Raw genomic sequence first — 23,885 nt, forward strand, 5'->3', positions numbered from 1 at the left:
TTAAATGAAAGAAAAGGTATTAGATATATTTGAAGAAGTAACTGGAACTGATGAAATAAGAGAGGATTTAGACTTAGATTTATTTGAGGCTGGATTATTAGATTCATTAGGAATTATAGAAGTGTTACTAAAAATAGAAGAGGTATTTGGTATTAAGCTTCAACCAACAGATTTAGAAAGAAAAGATATGGCTACTACTAATAATTTGAGTGCATTTCTAAGTAGTAGAGTTTAATATAAAATATCAACATAAATATAAAGGTTTTATAAGTAGAGAATGTTAATGTATATTAAAATATCTTAGCATTCTCTATTTATATAAATAGAGATGAGTTTTATTTTTATAGAACATAATTGTGAAATAGGATATAATATATCTGTTAGATAGGAATAAGAAATAGAGTGCATAATAGGTTATATATGGATTTGTATCAAAGCTTATGATTCATAAGACAATATAAATCAATTAAAAGAAAAAAAGGAAGTGTAATTTATGAATTATATATCGGAAAAAGCCACCATTGGTACCAATGTTAAGGTAGGAAAATTTACAGTTATTGAAGATAACGTTACTATAGGAGATAACTGCATTATTGGTCATAATGTAGTTATTCATGAGGATACTATAATAAAAGATAATGTTAGGATAGATGATAATACTGTTATAGGTAAAACTCCGATGAGGGGAATAAACAGTATATTTAAAGATGAAGAGAAGTTACCAAACTGCACCATAGGAGAAGGGTGTTTAATCGGTGCTACTACTATAATTTATAGAGGAGCAATCATAGGAGATAAAACATTAATTGCAGACATGGCAACTATAAGAGAAAATGTAACTATAGGAGAAAAAACAGTTATAGGAAGAGGCTCAACTGTAGAAAACTTCTGCGTTGTGGGATCAAATTGTAAGATTCAAACTAATGTATATTTAACTGCATATTCTACTGTGGAGGATTATGTATTTATAGCACCTTGTGTTGTAACTTCGAATGATAATTATGCAGCCCGTTCAAAGGAGAGATTTGGAAAGTTCAAAGGTATTACAATTAAAAATGGTGGTAGACTTGGAGCTGGAGCAGTAGTACTTCCAGGTAAGATTGTAGAAGAGGAAGGATTTGCAGCAGCGGGGTCTTTAGTTACAAAGGATGTACCAGCTAGAAAAGTAGTAGTTGGAAGTCCAGCAAAAGTTTTAAGAGATGTACCAGGGGATCAACTTCTAGAGAATCAGTAGGTTTAAAAATTATGAGTAATTTAAATTTAAAATTAAGTGGTATAAAAAAGAATTCTTTACTTGGAAAGTTTATATCTTTCTCTGTAGGGAATTGGCTAGTATTAATCATAGGACTTATATCATCTCCAATTATAACTAGGATAATAGACCCTGTGGAATATGGTAAGTTTGGAATGTTCAATTTATATGCTAGTATACTTATGTTAATTATAACCTGTGGATTAGACCAATCTTATGTAAGATTTTTTTATGAAGAGGATGAAGTAAATAGAAATAAATTATTATTTGAAAGTATAAAGATTCCTTTTTTATTAAATATATTAATATCAATTATAATAATTATATTTAAAATTCCTATATCAAAGTATATAATATCTGAATATAATCCAAATTTTATAATATTACTTATATTAAATATAACTTTAGCTTCTATAAGCAGATTTTCACTTTTGACAGTAAGAATGAAGCAAAAGGGAAGACTATATTCTATGCTACAGGTAATGCAAAAACTTAGTTATCTTATGTCTATAGCATTGTTCTTTATGATATATAATAATAGTTTCTTAACTCTTGCTTATGCAACCTTGATTTCTAATGTTGTAGTAGCAGGTATATCTATATTTACTGAGAGAGATAGTTGGAACTTTAAGAACATTAAAGATAAAAAACTTAAAAATTCCCAATTAGATATCTTAAAATACGGAATACCATTAATTTTTACAGTATTGGTTACATGGTTATTCCAATCTGCTGATAAGATGGCAATAAAAGCTTTTTACGGTGATTATGAAGTTGGAATATATAGCTCAGCTAATAGTATAATAGCCATATTAAACATATTACAGACATCATTTGCAACCTTTTGGATACCAGTGGCTTTTGAAAAGTACGAAAAAGCTCCAGAGGATACAAAGTTTTTTTCAAATATCAATGATATAGTTAGTTTTTTTATGTTTGGAGTGGGAATCGGTCTAATATTGTTTAAAGATGTAATTGTATTGCTTTTAGGATATAAGTATAGATCTGCATCTTACATAATGCCATTTTTAGTATTTATGCCTGTATTATACACAATGTCAGAGGTATCAGTAGGAGGTATAAATTTTAAAAAGAAACCTAAATATCACATAATAATAGCTTCAATAGCTTGTCTATTTAACGTTATAGGAAATAGTATTTTGGTACCAATGTTAGGAGTTAAGGGGGCTGGTATTTCTACAGGAATTGCATATATAGTATTTTATTATGCAAGAACTTTAATATCTAGAAGACTTTATAAGGTAGATTATAGTATAGGGAGAACCTCAAAATCTATATTAGCTATATCAATTCTTGCTTTACATTCAAGTTTTATGGAATTTTCTATTATTACAGTAATTATTGGAGTTATAGTTATATTAATAGTTTTATTCTTATATAGAAATACTATTAAAAGTATGAAAGATATGATATTTAAAGACAAAAAAATAAAAGTATAGGAACGTAAAATATATAATAGGGAGGGGTATAATTGAATTATAGAGATAAATATAATTTATGGGTTAATTCACCTGAAATTGATGATGAAACTAGAGCAGAATTAAAAAACATTATTGATGAAACTGAACTAGAAGATAGATTTTATAAAGATCTAGAGTTTGGAACAGGAGGATTAAGAGGAATAATTGGAGCAGGGAGTAATAGGTTAAATATATATACTGTAGGAAAGGCAACACAAGGATTTGCTAATTATTTAAACGATAAATATACTTCTCCAAAGGTTGCAATAGCGTATGATTCTCGTCATATGTCTAAGGAGTTTTCAGAGTATGCTGCCAGGGTTTTAGCTGGTAATGGAATAAAAGTATATTTATATGATAGGCTTACTCCTACCCCTATGCTTTCTTATGCTGTAAGAGAGTTAAACTGTCAAGGTGGTATAGTATTAACAGCTTCACATAATCCTAAAGAGTATAATGGATATAAAGTCTATGGTGATGATGGATGTCAAGTTACAGATGAATCAGCTAATGAAATTATAACCTTTGTAAATAATATTGATTCCTTTGCTCAGGTTACAGTAATGGATACTAAGGAAGCAGTTGAAAAAAAAATAGTTAACTATATAGGGGAAGAAATATATACTTCATATATAGAAAGAGTTAAGGAGCTTACCATAAGAAAAGAGCTAGTAAAAAATCATGGTAAGGATCTCAAAATAATATATACTCCTATTCATGGTACTGGCAATATTCCTGTAAGAAGAGTACTAGATGAACTGTATTATAAGAATGTAGCAGTAGTTAAGGAACAAGAACTACCAGATGGAGCTTTCCCAACAGCACCATATCCAAATCCAGAGGATAGTAAAGTATTTAAGCTAGCTTTAGAAATGGCAAGGGATTTTGATCCTGATATAATTCTTGGTACAGACCCTGATTGCGATAGAATAGGGGCTGTGGTGAAGGATAATAAAGGAGAGTATAGAGTTCTTACGGGTAATCAAGTAGGAGTATTATTAACTAATTATATAGTATCATCCTTAAGAGAAACAAGAAATTTAGATTCTAAAGGCACTATAATTAAAACTATAGTTTCCACAGATATGATAAAACCTATATGCAAGAAATTTCACGTTCAGATTAAGGAAGTTCTAACAGGGTTTAAGTATATAGGAGAGCTTATTGGAAACTTTGAAAAAGCTCCATGTAATAATAAATTCTTATTAGGATTTGAAGAAAGTTATGGATATTTAGCAGGGGATTTCGTTAGAGATAAGGATGCAGTTATAGCAGCAGCTTTAATATGTGAAATGACTCTTTATTATAAATCCATAGGTAAGACTTTATATGAAGGATTAATAGAACTATATGAAAGTTATGGATATTATAAAGAAAAGTTAATATCCATAGAGCTAAAAGGTAAGGATGGTCAAGAAAAAATTAAAGAGATAATTGAGTATTTCAGAAGTGAGAATATAAGAAGTTTTGGAGATTATGAAATATCTGTTAAGGAAGACTATAAACTAAGTTATAGGATTAATGTTGAAGATTCTAGTAAAGAAGTTATAAATTTACCAAAGTCAAATGTTATTAAATTCATCTTCTACAATGGATGCTATTTTGTAGTAAGACCATCAGGAACAGAACCTAAGATGAAAATATACTTAGGTGTAACTGGGGAGAACAATGAAGTTTCAGATAGGAATTTATTAAAATTAGAAGATGCTGTTTTAAATAGTATAAAAGAGTTTTTACCACAATAAAAGCAAGAGCTACATGGAATTTAATCCATGTAGCTCTTATTAATTAGAAGATGTTTCTGGCTTTATATCTTCATATATATATTTTTGTATTTGTTCTTTTGTAATTTCTTCATCAAAGGTAGTATAATATATATTGTTTATTTTATCACCTTTACTATGTTCTGCAAGTGGGAATCTTAGTTGTTCTATATCAGTGATTCCAGAGGTTAATACCTTAGTTCCCAGACTTAAAACTTCAGAAGTTGAAAGACTAGTTTGAACATGAGGTAATATATCATTAACCATCGAAGGTAATTTAAGAATGCCTACAGTAGATACTTTGTTAAATATTTCTGTAAGTAACATTCTTTGTCTTTCAGTTCTACTATCATCGCCACCACTATTTTTTCTTATTCTAGAGTATGCTAAGGCTTGAGTTCCATTTACATGTTGTCTACCAGAAGTTGAAATTACTCCGTTTAAATCCCCTAGTTCAGAATCTTCTACAGTAATATCTATGCCACCTAAAGTATCTATAATATCTTTAAGGTTGTTAAAATTAACTTTTGCATAGTCTGTAATATCTAAACCAAAGGTTTGATTAATAGTTTTTATAGCAAGTTCCTCTTGACCATAAGCATAAGCGTGGTTTAATTTATCATATCCATGACCTTCTATATTAACATAACTATCTCTTGATATAGAGGTTAACTTTAATTTTTTATGAAGAGAATCAACAGTAGCAATTATTATTGCATCTGAACGTCCAATATCTCCCTCAGTTTGGTCAATACCAAATAAAACTATATTTTTAATTTTAGAGGATGTATTCTTAGATTTTTCTATTCCTAAGTCTGAATCATCTAAACCAACATTGTTTAATTTACCAACCATAGATAGTAAATAGCTACCTAAAGCTGATAAGGAAAATATTAAGATCGTTGCTATTATAATAAGTACCTTTTTGCCAGTGGTTAATCCTTTAGATTTTTTTTTAGACTTTATTTTTTTATCTTTATTCATAAATTTTCCTCCCATTAAGGATTAGTTGTTTGGTCAGTACCTTCTGTAGGTGGTTCCACTGGGGTATCTGTAGATGTTCTTTCACCTTCAGTGTTATCAACATTATTGGAACCATCACCATTTGAGGAGTTACCTGTATCATTAGTGTTATTTTCAATAGTATTGCCATTGTTACTCGGAGTAGGAGCCTCTGTTTCCACATTGGTATTAGGAGCTATAGTTTCGGTATTTGTATTCTGATAATCTGATATTTCATTACCATGTGAGTGTTCAGCATCGTGATTATATACCTTTGGGTTAGGTTCTAGCCACATTTTTCTATCATTAAAAATATATTCATGAATTTGCTCCTCGGTATAATCTTCATCATAGCATAAGTAGAATATATCATTAATTTTTGAGTTATGAGTATATTCATCTCTTGGGAATCTTTCTTGTTCTATATTTTTAGTTCCTAGGTTAAGTACATTTGTAGCTAGATTAATTATTTCTTTGTTAGATAGACTGGTTTCTACATAAGGCAATAGTTTGGTTGCCATGGAAGCAAGCTCTGCAGTGCCGGCTTTAGAGATTTTATTAAACATTTCAGTCATAATCTTACGATGTCTTTCTGTTCTATCAAAGTCACCATTACCAATACTTCTAATTCTGCAATAACCCAGAGTTTGGAATCCAGTTAGATGATATTTTCCGGTTTTCTCATCCATAACTAGTTTTTCCTCTGTAATATTTCTGGCTTCAGAGTAACGTTCTATATAGTTATTAACTTCGTACTTCTCCATATATTCCATTTTCATATCAATACCGCCGATAGCATCTATAAGTCCTTCGAGCTCTTCAAAATTAATTTTCACATAATCTTTAATATTAAGTCCAAAATCTTGATTTAGAGTTTTTATTGAAAGTTGAGGACCACCGTAAGCATAGGCATGATTGAGTTTATCTTTTCCATAACCAGGTATATCTGCATAGGTGTCTCTCATTATGGATGTAATCTTTAATTTCTTATGAATAGGGTCAAAGGTTGCTATCATAGTTGCATCAGAACGACCTGCATCATTCTCAGATTCATCTACTCCTAGAATTGCTATATTAACTATATCTTTAATATTATTAGTTTGAATTTTTTCATTAACTTCATCTTTTATTCCAAGATCATTTTCATTAATTTCAGTTCTTTTTATTTTAGACAGTAGATTATTTCCATATAACCACCCAGTAACTAATAATAAAACAAGTGCTATTACCAAAGCGATAAATATCTTTATTGGTAAATGCTTTTTTCTTCTTTTTTTTCTCATTTTTTCTTTATTTTTTAAATCTTCCAAAATTATCACATCCTAAGTTGAATTTATATTTAATTATATAAACATTAAAATTAAATATATAATAAAATAAGTTGGCATCCACTCAATTGTTGTAAAAAATAACAATTAAGTAGATAGTTCGAAATAATTCAAATAAAATTACATGAAACGTATATATTGGTAGGTGGGATTTAATGTCAAACAGTTTACAGAATAATATTAGTTATTATCATTAGCGTCTTTATTATTATTAAGTGAATCCCACATTTTATTGTCATGGAAAATATATTCGTAAACTTGTTCTTTTGTTATATTTTCATTATAACATAGATAAAAAATACCATTAATATAAGAATCTTCACAATATCCATTTCTGGGGAATCTTTCTTGTTCAATATTATAGTTTCCGAGGGTTAGTACTTGCGTGCTGAGATTTACAATTTCAGAGTTAGATAAGCTAGTTTCAACAAGTGGTAGAAGTTTATTTATCATAGAAGTTAATTTTGCTACACCGGAACTAGAGATTTTATTAAACATTTCCTCCATAACGTGCCTCTGTCTAGCAGTTCTATCAAAGTCACCACCATTTGTACTTCTGTTGCGAGTGTAAGCAAGTGCTTCAAATCCAGTTAAATGAACTTTCCCATTTTTACTAACATAAACATTTTTGATAGGTTTTTTGTAGAAGTCATTTAAGTAATCTAGATATTCATTTAGAACTTTAATTTCGCTTGCATCAAGACTCATATCAATACCACCGATAGCATCAATAATTTGTTGCAATTCTTCAAAGTTTACAGTAACATAATCTGTTATATTAAGATCGAAGTTTTTATTTAGAGTAGATATAGCAAGTTCAGGTCCACCATAGGCATAAGCATGATTAAGTTTATCATAACCATACTCTGGAATATTAACATAGGTATCTCTCATAAATGAAGTAACTTTAATTTTATTAGTTGTGGTATCTAGTGTACCTACCATTATGGCATCAGAACGCTGAATATTATCTTCTTCTTTATCTATTCCAAATAGTGCTATATTTATAATTCCTTCAAATGGAATATAATTATTATTGCCCTCTTTAAATTTATCACTAATTTCTAAATTGTCATCATTGATTGTAGTACGCTTCATTCTACCTAGAGTAGAATTTATACTTACTAAGAATATAATAAGTAATATAATTAATGAGATTATTGTAATGGATATAATTCTTCGTCGTTTACGTTGCTTTGCTCTTTTTTTCTTTAAGCTATTTTTTTTAGCATCTATAGATGCTGTTTTATTGACAGTGGTTCTTCTATTAATAGAAGTCTTATCATCACCCAATGTAAAACCACCCTTTCTAAGTATTTTTTATACTAGATGTCAATTATATATTAACAACTATGGTATATATAGAGATTACAAAAGTATTACAAAATTAAATTTATTCCATAAACTATTCTATAATTATACGATAAAATTTCTTATAATGGTATATCAAAAGAAGTTTTTATTCTTCACAAATTTCTTTTAAAGTTCATATTATGAAAATAAGCAATATAAAAGGTGATACTTGTGTTATACGCGTTAATTTTGGCAGGAGGCAAAGGTACAAGGTTGTATCCACTGTCTCGCTCTAATAATCCCAAGCAGTTTTTAAAAGTTTTCAATGAAGATAGTTTTTTGACTAATACAGTAAAAAGGATAGAACCTTTAATAAATAAAGAAAATATATTTGTAGTTACTAATAAAGAATATATTGAAAAAATTCATGGAGAATTATCTCAACTAAATAAAGAAAATATATTTATAGAGCCTAGCAATAAAGAAACTGCTACTTGCATAGGTCTTGCAGCAGCCAAGCTGTTAAAGAGAGATAAGGATGCTGTTATGGTAGTGTTACCATCTGACCATTATATAGAGGGAGAAAAGGAATTTATAGATACCTTGAGGAATGCAGTAGAGCTTGCAGAAAAAAGAAGAGGGCTTATAACTATAGGCATTGAGCCTAGTAGGCCAGAAACAGGTTATGGATATATTGAAATGGGAGACCCAGTGGTAAGCTCTATGAAAACTTATAAGGTAGCTAGATTTACAGAAAAGCCCAATATAGATGTGGCTAAGGATTTTATTTTAAAAGGTACCTATCTATGGAACTCTGGAATGTTTGTATGGAGAGCGGATGTATTTCTAAGAGAAATGCAAAAGTACTTACCAAAGATGTATAGCTCTGTAAGTGAAATTTATAAACATGTTGGAGAAGAGGATGAAGAAGAAGTTATAGAGAGAGAATATAAGATAATCGATGGTATCTCAGTTGATTTTGGAATAATGCAGAAAACTAGAAAAGGATATGTAATAAAAAGTGAATTTCAGTGGGATGATATTGGAAGTTTTGCATCCTTAACTAGATTTTTAGATGAACACAATGGTAATAGGATAGTTGGTTCTGCATACTTAAATTCCAGTGAGAACTGTGCAGTATTTGGACAGAAAAATCTAATTATAGGTTTTGGAATTAAAGACTTAGTTATTGTAGATGCAGGGGATGTTATTTTAGTAATGGATAAAAATAAGGATCAAGAGTTAAAGCATCTGATTAATGAAATGAAGGAAGAAAAGGAATTAGAAGAGTTCTTGTAATATGAATTTAAGCTTAGTTTTAGAGGAGAATAATATCTTACTAAAACTAAGCTTAATAATTAAATCTTTTCAAACATATAAAACCCTACAGTGTATATTGACTGTAGGGTTTTATATGTTTCAATGAGAACGGAAAATATATATTTAAAATAAAGTCATCTAGAAGAGCATCACCTTTCTTCCAGGGCTCTCTTATAGATTTCATTATAGATATCTAAAGTTTTCATAGCTGTATTTCCCCAAGAAAATTCCTTTGCTCTTAAAAGTGATATTTTGCTAAATTCATTTCGAAGGGTTTCACTACCAAGCATAAGTTCCATGGCATCTAAAAGAGCTTTATCACTATGTGGATCAATTAGAATACCACTATGTCCAACTACTTCTGGGATAGAGGTTGTATTTGAAGAAATTACTGGGGTACCGCAACTCATTGCTTCAAGTGGTGGTAATCCAAAACCTTCATATAATGAAGGATATGCAAAGCATTCACAGGCATTGTAATAAATAGGCAAATCTTCATCAGGTGCAAAACCTGTAAATTTTATATATCGTTTCATATTAAGTTTATCAACTAATTTTACTAGCTCCTGAGATTCATCTCTATAGGAGCCTACAATTACTAAATTATATTCTTTATCCATATGGTTTACTAATTTACTAAAGGTACTTATAAGGGAATATACATTTTTTCTTTTACTAAAACCCCCAACATAAAGAATGAAAGGTTTATCTATATCATATTTTTCTTTTATTATATTTTTGCACAGCTCTTTGTCTAAGGGCATATATTTTTTATCGGCAGCTAAGGGAGTAACAAATACTTTACTCTCATCTATTGGGAAAAATCTTAATATATCTTGTTTTGAGTATTCTGATACTGTAATAATTCCGTTACTAGCTTCTGCGATATAAGGCATCTCTTTCAAAAATTTTAATAAGTAGCCTCTGCCTACAGTTTCAGGCATTATATAGGGAATTAAATCGTGAATTGTAACTACTGTTTTGCAATGAACTTCAGGAGTCAACCCTATACCATTTTGTGGAATATGATATAAATCTATATTTTCTCTTTTTAAGTCTTCAGGGAAAAAATTATCCTGAAAGAATCTTTGATATTTTTTTGAGCACATAACTAAATTAGTATTTTCCTTTTGATAACTTTCATAGTTTTCACCAGACCAATAAATTTGATAAAAATTATTTCTATCTATGTTAAGTAAGTTTTTCAAAAGGTTTTCTGTATATGTTCCTATACCACTTCCGTTATACCAGTTTATGCCTCTACCATCTATGGCTAACTTCATAAATTTCACTCCTTTTAAAACCATATATTACATATTAATCAGGGAATAAATAAGTGTTACAAATACTTGAAAACTAAACACACATTTATTGGAGTTATCATATATTACCTATAGAAGGTTTATGGAGGAGGTTTTTTTGAAAGATTTAGAGATATCAGAAATATTGAAAAAAGAATATAACATTGGACTAACTTCTATAGAAAAAATAAAAAGCGTTTATAGAGTAGAGGCAGGTAAACAGATATATTGTCTAAAGGTAGTAAAATATGAACTTCCACATTTTTTATTCATATTAGGAGCTATGAAACATCTAGATAGCAATGGATTTCAGTATGTACCAAACATAATAAGAACAACAAGAGGGATGGATTATATAAAATTCCATGAGAACTTTGCCTATGTAACGCCATGGCTTAATGGGCGGGAGAGTTCTTATGAAAATCCCATTGAACTTTCTATAGCTGCTAAAAAATTAGGACAGCTTCATAAATGTAGTGAAGGATTTATAGTAAGTAGAGATATGAAACCTAGAGTTGGTTGGTTTAAGTGGATAGAAGTGTATAGGACAAGAAAGGGAGAAATATTGAGCTTCAAAGATATTATAGATAGAAGAGACAAAAAGACAGATGTTGACTTGTACTATTTAAGTATGATGAAAGAGGAGCTTCAGAGATGTGACAGAGCAATTAATAATCTTTGTGATACAAATTATGAAATTAAGATCCTTGATGAGATAAGGCTATGGGGGTTTTGTCATCACGATTATGCCAACCACAATGTATTAATAGGCAAGGATAATAAGGTTAATATCATTGATTTTGACTATTGTATTTTAGATACACATTTACATGACTTATCTAGCCTTTTAATTAGGGCTATGAAGTATGGAAGATGGAATGAAGAAAGAGTAAAAATTATATTAAAAGCTTATAAATCAACCCATAGGTTAGAACAAGATGATATTAAAATCATGGCTGCATTTATGGAATTTCCTCAAGATTATTGGCAACGAGGTATTCAATATTATTGGGAGAAAAAAATGTGGGGAGAGGATTTCTTTTTAAGAAAATTAAAAGCCTATGACGATGACAGAGAAGAAAGACAGGAATTTATAAATAGCTTTAGAGAATTTAAGTTAGATAATCTTTAAGGAGGGGGTTATGTGAGTAAGAATGAAAACAAAAATTATGATGAATTTATTGAAGAGCTGGAAGAACTAAAAACCATAGAGGATTATGATAAAAGATTAGAGGATATGGAAGCTTACGTTAAAGAATTAAAGAAAATAAAAAAAAGAAAAAAGAAGATGATGGAGCTTGAAATGGAGAAAGAAGAAATACTGAAGAAGATAAATAAAGTAGAAAAAAATAAACGTAAGTAGAGGTGTTAAAATGAATAGATTTTTTTATGATAGCTTTCAGCAATATTTATGTACTAAGGGTGTTAAAAAAGTAAATTTTATGCTGAAAAGCAATGAGACCTTAAGTAGACGCATATTAGAGGAAAAAGTAATAAACCAAATTAACATTATAAATGAAGTCCATAAGTTATCTTGTGGCTTTAATGGATATTTAAGAAAAAGAATAAATAATCACACTTGTAAACTCATTGAAGATGATAAAATTCAGCTTAAAAAATTTAGGCGTAGCCTAGAAAAAATTAAAGAAAATGGACCAATAGATAGAGTAGAAGAGATAGTTTTAGAAAGAGGAGACAGAGTTTTAGCTAGGGGTGAAAAGGTTATTGATACCATAATGAATAATGACTATATGGAGTTAGTTGCAAGAAGTATGGATAATGTGGAGATATGTTTAACTAATGTAGATTTTGATAATCTAGGAAAAAGTGAAACCATAGAAATTGTAAATTTCGATGACATAGCATATAACATGGTAGAGATGGATTGCTATTATTTTTTAGTAAAGCTTAAGAGAAAGGGATTTAAGGTGGATTTTAATAAGTGTATAGATGAATTTTGTAAGTTAGAAGGATTGGGTGAAAGTAGTAAAGTATTCATTAGAGCACTGTTATCTTATCCCTATGAATTTATTAAGATATATGAGAAATATAAGAAGAATAAAAAAAGTTGGAATGAAGAGGAGTATATAAGAAGGTTATTAAATGGTATTAAAGAGGATGAAATGTCTTTAATATAAGGAGGTGACTGAAAGATTATGGAAAATAGATTTTCTTATAAGGAATGGCTTAGTAAATACAACTTAGATATAAAACTTTTTAATAGTTATGATTTTTTAGTAACGGATGTAATTCCATTAAGAAAGGTATTTATTCTGTTAACAGATAAGGGAAATAAAATATTAAAGAAAATAGATTATACCAAGGAAGATTTATATTTTATAGTATACGGTATAGATTATCTAACAAACAATGGATTTGATAGAATCATAAATTTTTATCGAAATAATATGGGACATATCACCACAGTGTGGAAGGACAGTACCTATGTAGTTATGGATTTGATAGAAGGCAGAGAGTGTGAATACAATAATCCTTTAGATATTAATATAGCAGTTAGGAGTCTAGCAGAGATGCATGAAGCATCAAGAGACATAGGATTTTCTAAGGATTGTAGCAGATTTAAAGGTTTTAAACTTATAAATAGTTATAAGGAAAAGCTTCAGGATTTAGAAAATATGAAGACTATGGCTTTAAGTTATAAGAATAAAAATGAGTTTCATGAAATATTTCTTACTCACGTAGATTATTTCCTTGAAAGAATGAAAAAGAGTATAGAAGTATTAGAAAAGTCACCTTACATGGAGCTATGTAAGGTGAAAAATAATTTTATTCTTTGTCATCATGATTTAGCTTATCACAATATTTTAATAAAGGATAATAAAGGATATTTTATAGATTTTGATTATTCCATAATAGATTTAAGAGTTCATGATATATGTAATTTTATAAATAAGACCACAAAGAATAGTTGCTATGACTTCAATATGTTGAAACAAATTATAAAAGAATATAATTCCATATCACCTATATCAAAGGAAGAGTACGAAGTGCTTTATGGAATGTTATTATTCCCAGAAGGATTTTACTCTATATCTAGAGATTATTTTTATAGAAAAAAACTTTGGAAATTTAATAGTTACCTGTATAAAATACAAAAAAAAGTGCAAGATATAGAGGAAAGACAAGATATGGTAGAAACATTCAAAAATATTTACAAATTGGCTACACCCTAGCCCCCCCTAGGATGTAGCATAAAAGGAAGATACTCTATGTATCTTCCTTTTTATCTGATGAAGTTATTTTTTTATAGCTATCTAGAGTTTGTATTGCGGTTCTCTCCCAGGATAGAGAGTTTACTTTCATAAAACCCTTATTAATTAAATCATTTCTCAATACATTATCTAGTAGTGCCTTTAAAATACTTTCTCCCAGTTCCTCTATAGAATAGGGAGAGCATAGTAGTGCACTGTCACCTAAAATTTCAGGCATAGAAGTTACATTGGATGCAACTACAGGAATACCGCATGCCATAGCCTCTAGAGGAGGAAGTCCAAAGCCTTCATAAAAGGAAGGATAAACTAGAAGGGCTGCATTATTGTATAGATAAGGCATATGTTCCATTGCTATAAAACCAGGAAATATGACTTTGTCAGTAATTTTTAACTTTTCACAAAGATTCTTATAAATACTATAGGATTTACCCTTAGTTCCTGCTATGACTAATTTCATTTCATTAGGTAGTTTACCATGAATTTTACTAAAAGCTTCTATAAGGCCAGAAATATTCTTTCGAGGACTGAAACCACCTGTATACAAAATATAATTTTTAGGTAAAGAATAGTATTTTTTTATTATAGTACTGCATAGAATTTTATCAAGGGGTTTATAGATATCTTCACTAGCTAAATAGGTAACATATATTTTTTCTTTTGGGAAATTAAAATCCTTTGATATATCTTCCTTAGAAAAATTAGAAACAGTAATTATACCATCACATCTATTTACTATATTCTCCATGGAACTGTTAAAAAGACTAAGATATTTATCACCAACTGTTTCTGGCATATGTGCTGGAATTGTATCATGGAGAGTGATAACAAAAGGAAGATTATGATCCAAAGGTAAGCCAATACCATTTTGAGGTACATGATATATGTTTAAATCTTCATTGTTTAAATTTATAGGAAGACTTACACTTTCCCAAAAATTATTAGTATTTATAATAGGAGTAGAGCAAATTTTAAAATTAGAGTTAAAGTTTATGGGTGTAGAATTACAATCACTAAAGAGGGTGTATTCATTTAAGGTATCAATTTTATTAATAGCGTTTATGAGCTGATAGGAATAAGTTCCTATACCTGTACCCCTGTACCACTTGGCAGCTCTAATGTCTATACCAATATTCATATAAATGCTCCTTTACAATAGGTATTATAATCCATACTATTCACTTAAACTCAAATATGTTATGGCTATTCTAAATTATGCTGTTGATACATATAAATTATAGAGGGGGTGCGAAATTATGATGAGAGAGTTTGAAATTGAACGTCAATTTGATATTAAAATTGAAAATATTAAACCTAATAAGGGTGTATATCAATTAAAAACTAATAAAGGTGTCAGGTGCTTAAAGAAAATAAGCTATGGTACTCAAAAATTATTCTTTGTATATGGAGCTAAAGAACATCTATACAATAATGGGTTTAAGAACATAGATAGATATTATCTTAATACAGAGGAAAAACCATATGCTCTAGTAAACGAAGATATTTATACTTTATCTCAATGGATAGAAGGGAGAGAATGTGATTTCCATAGTGATGATGATTTAATATTGGCATCTAGAGCTCTAGCTAATTTTCATTTAGCGTCAAAGGGATATGAACCATCTGAGAATAGTAAATTAAAATCTGACTTAGGAAGATGGCCTCATTTAATGGAAAAAAGAATAAAATCCTTTGATAAGATGAAAGAAATGGTTAGAAAGAAAAGGAATCATAAGACGGAGTTTGATTTAAATTATATAAAATCAATGGATTATTATAAAGTTTTAGGGCAAAAGGCCCTAGAGGTTCTAAATCAATCTAATTATTATAATATTTGTAGGATATCTGAGGAAGAAAAAAGTTTTTGTCATCATGACTTTACTTATCACAATATAATAGTAGACGAAAAAAATGAAGTAAGTATAATAGATTTCGATTACTGTAAAAGAGAGGTCAGAGCTTTTGATTTATCTAATTTTATGATTAAAGTTTTAAAGAGACGAGAATGGGATTTTGAGTTAGCAAAGCTTATAATTGATAATTATAATGAAATATCTCCAATAGAAGATGATGAATATATGGTGCTATATGCATTCTTGATGTTCCCTCAAAGATATTGGAGAATATGTAATAGGTATTATTATAATGAAGTAAATTGGGTACAAAACACTTTTAATAAGAAAATGGAGGAGCTTATACAAGAAAGAGAAAAATTTGAAAGTTTTATGAGACAATTTAAAGAATTCTATAATATTTAAGGAGATTATCCTTGAGAAGATAAAAAAGTTGTGGAATATGTGATATACCACAACTTTTCATTTTTAATTTAAATCCTTATTAAAAGGCATCCTTAATTAGTTCTGCAATTTCAGAAACTAGAGGTAGTCTAGGGTTTGAGATAGTACATTGATCTTCAAAAGCTTCATCGGCTAATGAATATAGTACAGAATCTAGATGCTCCTTAGTAATACCACATTGACTAAGGGTAGTTGGAACATTTAACTCTAGCATTAGGTTTCTGATAGCTTCCACCAAATTATTTACAGCTTCTTCACAGGTAGAGTGAGCTAAACCTAAAAACTTTGCTATTTCCATGAACTTTTCAGGAGCTTTATAATATTCATATTTAGGGAAGGCTACTAACTTACTTGGATTACTTCCATTATAGTTTATAACGTGTGGAAGCATGATAGCATTTGCTCTTCCGTGAGGTATATGGAATTCTGAACCTAATTTATGAGCTATACTATGATTAACTCCTAAAAATGCATTGGTAAATGCCATACCTGCAATACAAGAAGCATTGTGCATCTTTTCTCTAGCAAGAGCATTACTTCCATCTTTATATGCAATAGGTAGATATTTAAAAACAATCTCTATAGCTTTAAGAGCTAAGGCATCCGTATAATCGGAAGCCATGACAGATACATAAGCTTCTATAGCGTGAGTTAAAACATCTAACCCAGTATCTGCTGTAACTGATGGTGGTACAGTCATAACTAACTCCGGATCTATTATAGCAATATCAGGGGTTAGCTCATAATCTGCTAATGGATATTTTATATTATTCTCTTTATCAGTTATAACAGCAAAGGCTGTAACCTCAGACCCAGTTCCAGAGGTTGTAGGAATAGCAACTAATCTAGACTTTTTACCTAGAGAAGGAAACTTAAAAGCTCTTTTTCTTATATCCATAAATCTAAGTTTAAGACCATTAAAGTCTATATCAGGATTTTCGTAGAAGAGCCACATACCTTTAGCAGCATCCATTGCTGACCCTCCACCAAGGGCTATTATAACATCCGGTTCAAAGCTATTCATTTGAGCGGTTCCCCTCATGACAGTTTCTGTAGATGGGTCTGGCTCTACGTCTAAAAACACATTTACATCAAAGTTAGCTTTCTTAAGATGTCCCATTACTTTAGATACATATCCAAGTCTATCCATGAATTTATCTGCTACGATGAAGGCTCTTTTACCCTTAAGTTTTTCAAGGTATGAAAGAGACCCAGGTTCAAAGAAAATTCTTTCCGGAACTCTAAACCATTGCATATTAACTCTCCTTTTAGCTACGCGTTTAATATTTATTAAGTTGTTTGCACTAACATTTTGAGTTGTTGAATTTCTACCCATGGTTCCGCAACCCAAAGTTAATGAAGGAATATTTACATTATAAATATCTCCTATAGCACCTTGAGAGGAAGGAGAGTTTATTATTATTCTACCAACCTTAACTCTTCTAGAGAATTCCTCAATAACCTGGTCATTGGTAGAATGAAGAACAGCAGAGTGACCTAGACCACCAAAAGCAATCATATCTTCAGAGGCTTTTATTCCATCTTCAGTACTATCAACTATAAACATTGAAAGGATAGGACTAAGCTTTTCTCTTGAAAGAGGATAATCTGCACCGATTCCGCCAGGTTCACATACTAGAACCTTTGTGTCCTTTGGAACTTTAATATTAGCCATTTCTGCGATTTTTGTAGCTCCTTGACCTACTATGTTTGGATTCATAGATTGCCTTTTTCCATCTATAGCAACCTTTTGAAGTTTTAACATTTCTTCTTTATTAAGAAAGTAACAGTTACGTTCTTTTAAGAGAGAAATTACTTCATCACTAATTTCTCTATCTATAATAACTGCCTGTTCTGAGGCACAAATGGTACCATTATCAAAGGATTTTGATAGTACTAAGTCATTAACAGATCTTTTAATATTGGCTGTTTTTTCTATATAGCAAGGAACATTTCCTGCACCAACACCAAGAGCTGGCTTTCCAGTAGAGTAAGCTGATTTAACCATACCAGGACCACCGGTTGCAAGAATAATATCTACTCCAGGATGAAGCATAAGTTTTTGTGAACCTTCAATGGAAGGACTACTAATCCATTGAATACAATTCTTAGGAGCACCTGCTTTAATAGCTGCATCCAAAAGCAACTTAGCAGTAGCTATACTGCATTTTTGAGCCCTAGGATGAAAGCTAAATATTATAGGATTTTTAGTTTTTATAGCTATTAAGGATTTAAAGATTGTAGTGGAAGTAGGATTAGTAGTTGGAGTAACTCCTGCTACTACGCCTATAGGTTCTGCAACTTCCATATAATCTTCTTCTTCATTCACAATACCCACAGTTTTTAAATCTTTTATACTGTTGTATACATACTCAGAGGCAAATATATTTTTAGTTATTTTATCTTCATATACACCCATTTCTGTCTCATCTATAGCCATTTTAGCTAGTTCACGGTGTTTACTTAGGGCAGAGATTGTCATTTTTTTAACTATATTATCTATGGAATTTTGATCAAAGGTTAAAAATTCCTCGTAGGCATCACGAGCATTTTTAACAAGGTTATTAATTTCAGAATCCACAGATGATATAGCTTTATCAGCTGAATTGCTAGAGTTTGAAATGAAATCATTCTTAGACTCCTTAACAGATTTTGTATCAATTTTTTCAGTAGACATTTAGTATATACCCCCTAAACTTTGTTATTTATTTAACTAATTATATTATAACCCATGAAAATAATATTTCAACATATTTAGTTAAATTTTTATCAATCTTTTACTATATTTTTATATTTGTTTACCGAGTTCCATAGGTTTAATATCTCACAATTATTAAGTAAAGTTCATATGATATAAAGAGGAAATCATGAGGAGAGATATAGGTGAATATAGGTGATAGAGTAGTAAGAAAATCTTATAATAAAGATATAGTATTTAAAATAATAGATATAGAAATTGATGATGAGGGTGTTAAAAAATATTTATTAAAGGGGTTAAATATAAGAATTGAGGCAGATAGCATAGAAGATGATTTAGAGGTTATTGACAGTGAGGGAGTTGGGGAGAAGGATAAAGTATTTAATAAAAAAGTAAATACTGCTCTAAAGAAAGTTTTACTATCAAGGTCATATACAAGAGGGAGTTCCGCTGCATTAAGAGTTATAGACACTGAGATAAACAGAAAAGAAAAGAAAGGTACATCTTTTAAAAATAGTGAATTATTCTTTGGAAGACCAGGTAAAATTCTTCATATTGATGGTGATCCTCAATACCTAGATATTTGTTTAAAAACATATAAGCAATTATCCATTGAGGCTGTAGGTAAAGTCATAGCAGAAAAGGATCAGCCCTCCCAGATACTAGATTTAGTAAAGGAAATAAACCCAGATATAGTTGTAATTACGGGTCATGATGGAATGAGTAAGAATATATCAGATTATATGGATCTTGGAAACTATAGAAACTCAAAATACTTTGTAGAATGTGTTTCTTTATTAAGAAGCTATAATTCAAATTATGATGATTTGGTTATTTTTGCAGGTGCCTGTCAATCAAACTACGAAGCATTGCTTGATGCAGGCGCTAACTTTGCATCTTCCCCCAGTAGGGTCCTCATCCATTGTTTAGATCCAGTATTAATTTGTGAGAAGGTAGCTTACACAAATATCGAAGATATAGTAAATATTGAAGATGTAATTAAAAATACAATTACAGGTATTAAAGGGGTAGGAGGATTACAGACTAGAGGTAAATACAGAGAAGGATATCCTAAATCTCAGTATGTAAAGTAAATGAGAAAATTAGTTGTCATTTATATAATTTTAACTATAATGTTTATAGGGTGAAAACTCTGAAACCCGCATGAACAGAACAAATAGTTAACTAGTTATATAGTTATATATGCAAATAGTTATGAAGTTAAATAGGTATATAGGTTTATATATACCTATTTTCATATATAAATATTTATATATGAAGATACATTTAAGAAAATGCTGATAAAAACAGGAGAAATTTATAAAATATAAAACACTTAATTATAAGGGTCACATCAAGTTTCTAGGTGCTCTTTGTGGTACATCCAGTATGGTTTAATAGTGCAAAGTGCATAGTTTTAATTTATACCACAGATTTTTTTAAAACTCCCATACATTTTTATCTAAAAATATAGATTTATATAGTTATATGTGAATATTCTAAAAAATTCTACACATAATAATGTCAAGTTGGTTTCTGGCCATTATAGCTAAATAAATGACATAGGATTAAAAAAACAAAATAATACATAAAAATTTAACGAATATTTAACATTGACAAGTATTATTAAAATGTTGTAAAATATTTAGTTTGCTTGACATAAGGAGAGGTAACTGCTATAATAAAGTTGGAAGCCTTTATGGAAATATTAGAAAGAGGGTGTCTACTGTGAAGATGGGAAATGTATTGACTACGATAAAAAAAGATATCGAAAGTCATGTTGGCGAAAAAGTGACATTGAAGGCAAATGGAGGAAGACGTAAAGTAGTAGTAAATGATGGTGTTTTGGAAAAAACATATGACAGTATATTTACAATTAGACTTGATAATAATGTGCAACGTACTGTTAGTTATAGCTATAGTGATGTACTAACAAAAACTGTTCAGCTAGTGTTTGCAGGGTAAAATGAAGAGGTGTTCTTTTAAGAATGCCTCTTTTATTTTGCGTATAAACAGAGTTCTTAGCTTCTTCGAAGCTTTACTAACAGAATTCTTAGTATCAGTATTTTTGATACTTAGAATTCGTTGTCCTTTAGGGGAAATCGTTATCCAGGGACATAGCAGCTCTTTACTCCAGCTTTGAAAAAGATGGGAGTATTAGAGCTGGTAGTCATCGGATAAATAATTATTCTTTTAAGAAAATTTAATATAAGTAGTTATATTTCATAACATTCTCATATATACATTATTAGTAGGTATTTTAGGAGGGAAAGTTATGGATTTGGATTTGATAAAAGACTATATAGAATATGAGCAATCAATAGCTGAAAATGACACAAAGATGTTCATAAAGGAAGAATATGTTATACCTGATACGCTACCAGATGTGGATAATATACTAATGTTAGATGTAAAGCCTATGATAACAAATAAAGAGGTTGGAACTGATAAGGTAAATTTAGAGGGGCAACTTCAGTATACTATCCTTTATATGGCTAAAGATGGAGGAGCTACTGAAGCTCATTCAGTAGTATATAATGGTAACATTTTTGAGTCTATTGACATGATTGGTGCCCAATCAAATATGTATTGCGATATAGAGCTAAACATTGAACATATGGATTGTGTTATTATTAATGAAAGAAAGATAGCTATTCAAGGATTTATTATATGCAAGTGCAATGGATATAATATAAATTCCTTTGAGATAGTTAAAGATGTACATGAAGGAAAGGATATTCAGTTTTTAAAGAATCCTATGACTGTAGATAAGGTTATGGAACCTATAGAAACTGAATTAGTTGGAAAAGCAGAAGTTAAAATCGACATGGATAAAAATGAGTGTCTAAAGGTTATAAAATATGACGTTACTATTGGTAAGAAGGATGTAAGAATATATGATGGTGGACTCAAGATAGAGGCTATGGCTAATGTAGCTATATTATATAAAGGCAAGAATGGAAGAGATTTGTTCTGTGTTTCAGAAAGTGTACCTTTATATAAAGAAGTTACCGTTGATGAGTTAAAACCAAATATGGAATACTTCACTGAATTTGAAGTTCAATCCTTTGAATATGATGTTATACAAGATGATATGGGTGAAAACAGAGTAATTGATGTAGAATTTGTAGTTAAAGCTATTACTCATGTAATGTATAAAGAAGAAGTAGAAGTTATACAAGATGTATATTGCCCTACAAAACTATTAAACATGGATATTAAAGAAAATAATATTAATGTGATACAAGGTCATGGATATACTGAAAGTTTGGTTAAAGGAGATATTGACGTAAAGAATGATGATTTAAAACCAATTAAAGTTATAATGACTACAGGAAATGTATCTATTACTGACAAAAATATTAAAAATGATAAGATAGAAATTGAAGGATTATTAAAGGTTGATGTTTTATATTCAACTGAGGATGAAGAGCAGTATTTAGTTACTGTAGAGGATGAGATTCCTTTTAGTTGCAAGGTTGATATAGCTGGAACAAATCCAAATATGCAAGCAAATGCTAATATATCTCTAGAGATGATAGAGGGAAGTTTAGAAGCTGGAAATGTATCTATTAGAGCCATTGTTAAAGTTCATTGTAAGGCATATTACAATATTAAAAATAAATTTGTTGTTAACATGGCAATTAATGATGGTGAAGTTCCAGAGAAAAAAGCAAGTATAATAATATATGTAGTTCAGCCAGAGGATACGCTTTGGAGCATAGCTAAGAAATACTTGACTACAGTTGATGAAATTATGAATATTAATGAATTAGCTGAGGGGGAAGAAGTTAAGCCATCTCAGAAATTAATTATACCAGGAAGAGCTACAGTTTAAAGATTTTAAATTAGATATATTTAATATTTATTAAGTAGAAATGCCATGAAGGGTAGTATTAGCTCTATACTTCATGGCATTTTATTTTGATAAGCTGAGTATCACACTTATAAACAGAGTTCTTGACGTAAAGAGTAAAAAGGATTATTCTCATTTGTAGTGAGGTGTATGAATAGATGAAGGTAAAAGCTTATGGTAAAGTAAATATAGTCCTTGATATTATTGGGAAAAGAGAAGATGGATATCATCTTTTAAGGATGATTATGCAAACTGTTAATATATATGATGAATTAACTTTTAATAAAGGAGCAGAAGGAATACATATTACAAGTAATAAGGAGTTTGTCCCTACAGATAATAAAAACCTTGTGTATAAAGCAATAGAGTTATTTTGTGATACCTATGGCATAAAAAGAGAGATGGAAGTTCATATTGAAAAGAATATTCCTGTAGAAGCTGGCATGGCAGGAGGAAGTACTGATGCAGCAGCAGCTTTAAGAGCTATGAGGGATATATATAAACCTAATGTTAGTAATGAAGAGCTTAGATTACTTGGAGTTAAACTAGGAGCAGATGTACCATATTGTATAGAAGGGGGAACGGCTCTTTGTGAAGGGATTGGAGAAGTTATAACTCCCCTTAAGGATTTTAAAGATAAACTAATGGTAGTTGTTAAGCCCAACTTTGGGGTATCTACAGTGGATACTTATAAGGGTTTTAAGCTTAATGAGGTAAAGGTTCATCCTAATGTGGAAGGTGTTATAAAAGCTATGGCTAGGGATGATGTTAAATATGTAGCTGATAATATGATGAATTTACTAGAGCTTGTAACAATAAAGGATCATAAGGAAATTGAGGATATAAAGGACTTTATGTGCAAAGAAGGCGCACTAGGAGCAATGATGAGTGGAAGTGGACCTACTGTTTTCGGCTTTTTTAATGACATTAATAAAGCAAATCAGTGTGCGGATAGGTTACTGGAACAGTATAAAGAGGTTTTTGTTACAAGAACCATCTAGAATTTCTTTAGAAAATAATAGCCATAATATAATTAGAGATAAGAGCGTGATTCAAGGAGAATT

The 23,885-nt window shown here is 30.0% G+C and carries 20 protein-coding genes; 14 read left to right on the top strand and 6 right to left on the bottom strand.

Annotation, left to right across the window (positions count from 1 at the left end; all coding sequences use genetic code 11):
• The first annotated feature begins 4 nt into the window (after window positions 1–4).
• The 4 genes from dltC to B3086_RS13450 all read left to right on the top strand — a co-directional run bounded on the left by dltC (window position 5) and on the right by B3086_RS13450 (window position 4,478).
• Window positions 5–235 carry a D-alanine--poly(phosphoribitol) ligase subunit DltC gene (gene dltC / locus B3086_RS13435; protein WP_346846963.1) on the top strand — a complete coding sequence of 77 codons (231 nt, stop codon included), beginning with the start codon at window positions 5–7 and terminating at the stop codon, window positions 233–235.
• A gap of 258 nt (window positions 236–493) precedes the next feature.
• Entirely contained in the window at window positions 494–1,234 is a 741-nt protein-coding gene (locus B3086_RS13440; protein ID WP_346846964.1) for an N-acetyltransferase, read from the top strand.
• Window positions 1,235–1,245: 11 nt separating this feature from the next.
• Window positions 1,246–2,712, top strand: a complete 1,467-nt coding sequence (locus B3086_RS13445; RefSeq protein WP_346877507.1) for a lipopolysaccharide biosynthesis protein — start codon at window positions 1,246–1,248, stop codon at window positions 2,710–2,712.
• 32 nt (window positions 2,713–2,744) lie between these two features.
• Window positions 2,745–4,478, top strand: a complete 1,734-nt coding sequence (locus B3086_RS13450; protein WP_346877508.1) for a phospho-sugar mutase — start codon at window positions 2,745–2,747, stop codon at window positions 4,476–4,478.
• Window positions 4,479–4,517: 39 nt separating this feature from the next.
• Here B3086_RS13450 and B3086_RS13455 read toward each other — a convergent pair whose 3' ends face one another.
• The 3 genes from B3086_RS13455 to B3086_RS13465 form a co-directional block, all read right to left on the bottom strand.
• Window positions 4,518–5,480: an LCP family protein gene (locus tag B3086_RS13455; protein WP_346879777.1), complete on the bottom strand. Its 963-nt coding sequence runs from the start codon at window positions 5,478–5,480 to the stop codon at window positions 4,518–4,520.
• Between the two features lie 14 nt (window positions 5,481–5,494).
• Window positions 5,495–6,808, bottom strand: coding sequence for an LCP family protein (locus B3086_RS13460; RefSeq protein WP_346877510.1), 1,314 nt, complete (start codon window positions 6,806–6,808; stop codon window positions 5,495–5,497).
• A 198-nt stretch (window positions 6,809–7,006) separates the two neighbouring features.
• Window positions 7,007–8,119 (bottom strand): LCP family protein, encoded by a 1,113-nt coding sequence (locus B3086_RS13465; protein WP_346846969.1) that lies wholly within the window; start codon window positions 8,117–8,119, stop codon window positions 7,007–7,009.
• Between the two features lie 231 nt (window positions 8,120–8,350).
• Here B3086_RS13465 and B3086_RS13470 point away from each other — a divergent pair, with 231 nt between their 5' ends.
• Window positions 8,351–9,418, top strand: a complete 1,068-nt coding sequence (locus tag B3086_RS13470; protein ID WP_346846970.1) for a mannose-1-phosphate guanylyltransferase — start codon at window positions 8,351–8,353, stop codon at window positions 9,416–9,418.
• A gap of 170 nt (window positions 9,419–9,588) precedes the next feature.
• On the opposite strand, the gene B3086_RS13475 is transcribed toward B3086_RS13470, so the two are convergent.
• The gene (locus tag B3086_RS13475; protein ID WP_346877511.1) at window positions 9,589–10,722 is read right to left on the bottom strand and encodes a glycosyltransferase family 4 protein; all 1,134 of its coding nucleotides are present in this window, start codon (window positions 10,720–10,722) and stop codon (window positions 9,589–9,591) included.
• 136 nt (window positions 10,723–10,858) lie between these two features.
• Here B3086_RS13475 and B3086_RS13480 point away from each other — a divergent pair, with 136 nt between their 5' ends.
• Genes B3086_RS13480 through B3086_RS13495 form a run of 4 tightly spaced genes read left to right on the top strand, consistent with a single transcriptional unit; the run spans window position 10,859 to window position 13,934 of the window.
• The gene (locus B3086_RS13480) at window positions 10,859–11,872 is read left to right on the top strand and encodes a CotS family spore coat protein (protein ID WP_346879776.1); all 1,014 of its coding nucleotides are present in this window, start codon (window positions 10,859–10,861) and stop codon (window positions 11,870–11,872) included.
• A 12-nt stretch (window positions 11,873–11,884) separates the two neighbouring features.
• The gene (locus B3086_RS13485; protein ID WP_346846973.1) at window positions 11,885–12,103 is read left to right on the top strand and encodes a hypothetical protein; all 219 of its coding nucleotides are present in this window, start codon (window positions 11,885–11,887) and stop codon (window positions 12,101–12,103) included.
• Window positions 12,104–12,113: 10 nt separating this feature from the next.
• Window positions 12,114–12,878, top strand: coding sequence for a hypothetical protein (locus B3086_RS13490; RefSeq protein ID WP_346846974.1), 765 nt, complete (start codon window positions 12,114–12,116; stop codon window positions 12,876–12,878).
• Window positions 12,879–12,896: 18 nt separating this feature from the next.
• A complete protein-coding gene (locus B3086_RS13495) occupies window positions 12,897–13,934 on the top strand; it encodes a CotS family spore coat protein (RefSeq protein WP_346879775.1) in 1,038 nt (345 codons plus the stop codon).
• 34 nt (window positions 13,935–13,968) lie between these two features.
• Here B3086_RS13495 and B3086_RS13500 read toward each other — a convergent pair whose 3' ends face one another.
• Entirely contained in the window at window positions 13,969–15,108 is a 1,140-nt protein-coding gene (locus B3086_RS13500) for a glycosyltransferase family 1 protein (RefSeq protein ID WP_346879774.1), read from the bottom strand.
• 118 nt (window positions 15,109–15,226) lie between these two features.
• On the opposite strand from B3086_RS13500, the gene B3086_RS13505 reads away from it, so the two are divergent.
• Window positions 15,227–16,228, top strand: coding sequence for a CotS family spore coat protein (locus tag B3086_RS13505; protein ID WP_346846977.1), 1,002 nt, complete (start codon window positions 15,227–15,229; stop codon window positions 16,226–16,228).
• A 79-nt stretch (window positions 16,229–16,307) separates the two neighbouring features.
• Here B3086_RS13505 and adhE read toward each other — a convergent pair whose 3' ends face one another.
• Window positions 16,308–18,944 carry a bifunctional acetaldehyde-CoA/alcohol dehydrogenase gene (adhE, locus tag B3086_RS13510; protein WP_346879773.1) on the bottom strand — a complete coding sequence of 879 codons (2,637 nt, stop codon included), beginning with the start codon at window positions 18,942–18,944 and terminating at the stop codon, window positions 16,308–16,310.
• A 206-nt stretch (window positions 18,945–19,150) separates the two neighbouring features.
• Between adhE and yabG the strand changes: the two genes are divergently transcribed.
• The 4 genes from yabG (at window position 19,151) to ispE (ending at window position 23,822) form a co-directional block, all read left to right on the top strand.
• Window positions 19,151–20,059 carry a sporulation peptidase YabG gene (yabG, locus tag B3086_RS13515; protein WP_346846979.1) on the top strand — a complete coding sequence of 303 codons (909 nt, stop codon included), beginning with the start codon at window positions 19,151–19,153 and terminating at the stop codon, window positions 20,057–20,059.
• Between the two features lie 634 nt (window positions 20,060–20,693).
• On the top strand, window positions 20,694–20,930 hold the full coding sequence (locus tag B3086_RS13520; RefSeq protein WP_035134339.1) for a Veg family protein: 237 nt from the start codon (window positions 20,694–20,696) through the stop codon (window positions 20,928–20,930).
• A gap of 310 nt (window positions 20,931–21,240) precedes the next feature.
• Complete coding sequence (locus tag B3086_RS13525) at window positions 21,241–22,803, top strand: DUF3794 and LysM peptidoglycan-binding domain-containing protein (protein WP_346879772.1); 1,563 nt, start codon at window positions 21,241–21,243, stop codon at window positions 22,801–22,803.
• A gap of 176 nt (window positions 22,804–22,979) precedes the next feature.
• Window positions 22,980–23,822 carry a 4-(cytidine 5'-diphospho)-2-C-methyl-D-erythritol kinase gene (ispE, locus tag B3086_RS13530; protein WP_346846983.1) on the top strand — a complete coding sequence of 281 codons (843 nt, stop codon included), beginning with the start codon at window positions 22,980–22,982 and terminating at the stop codon, window positions 23,820–23,822.
• Window positions 23,823–23,885: the final 63 nt, after the last annotated feature.

It is taken from the genome of Clostridium sp. UBA871, from assembly GCF_002295255.1.
Taxonomy (GTDB): domain Bacteria; phylum Bacillota; class Clostridia; order Clostridiales; family Clostridiaceae; genus Clostridium_J; species Clostridium_J sulfidigenes.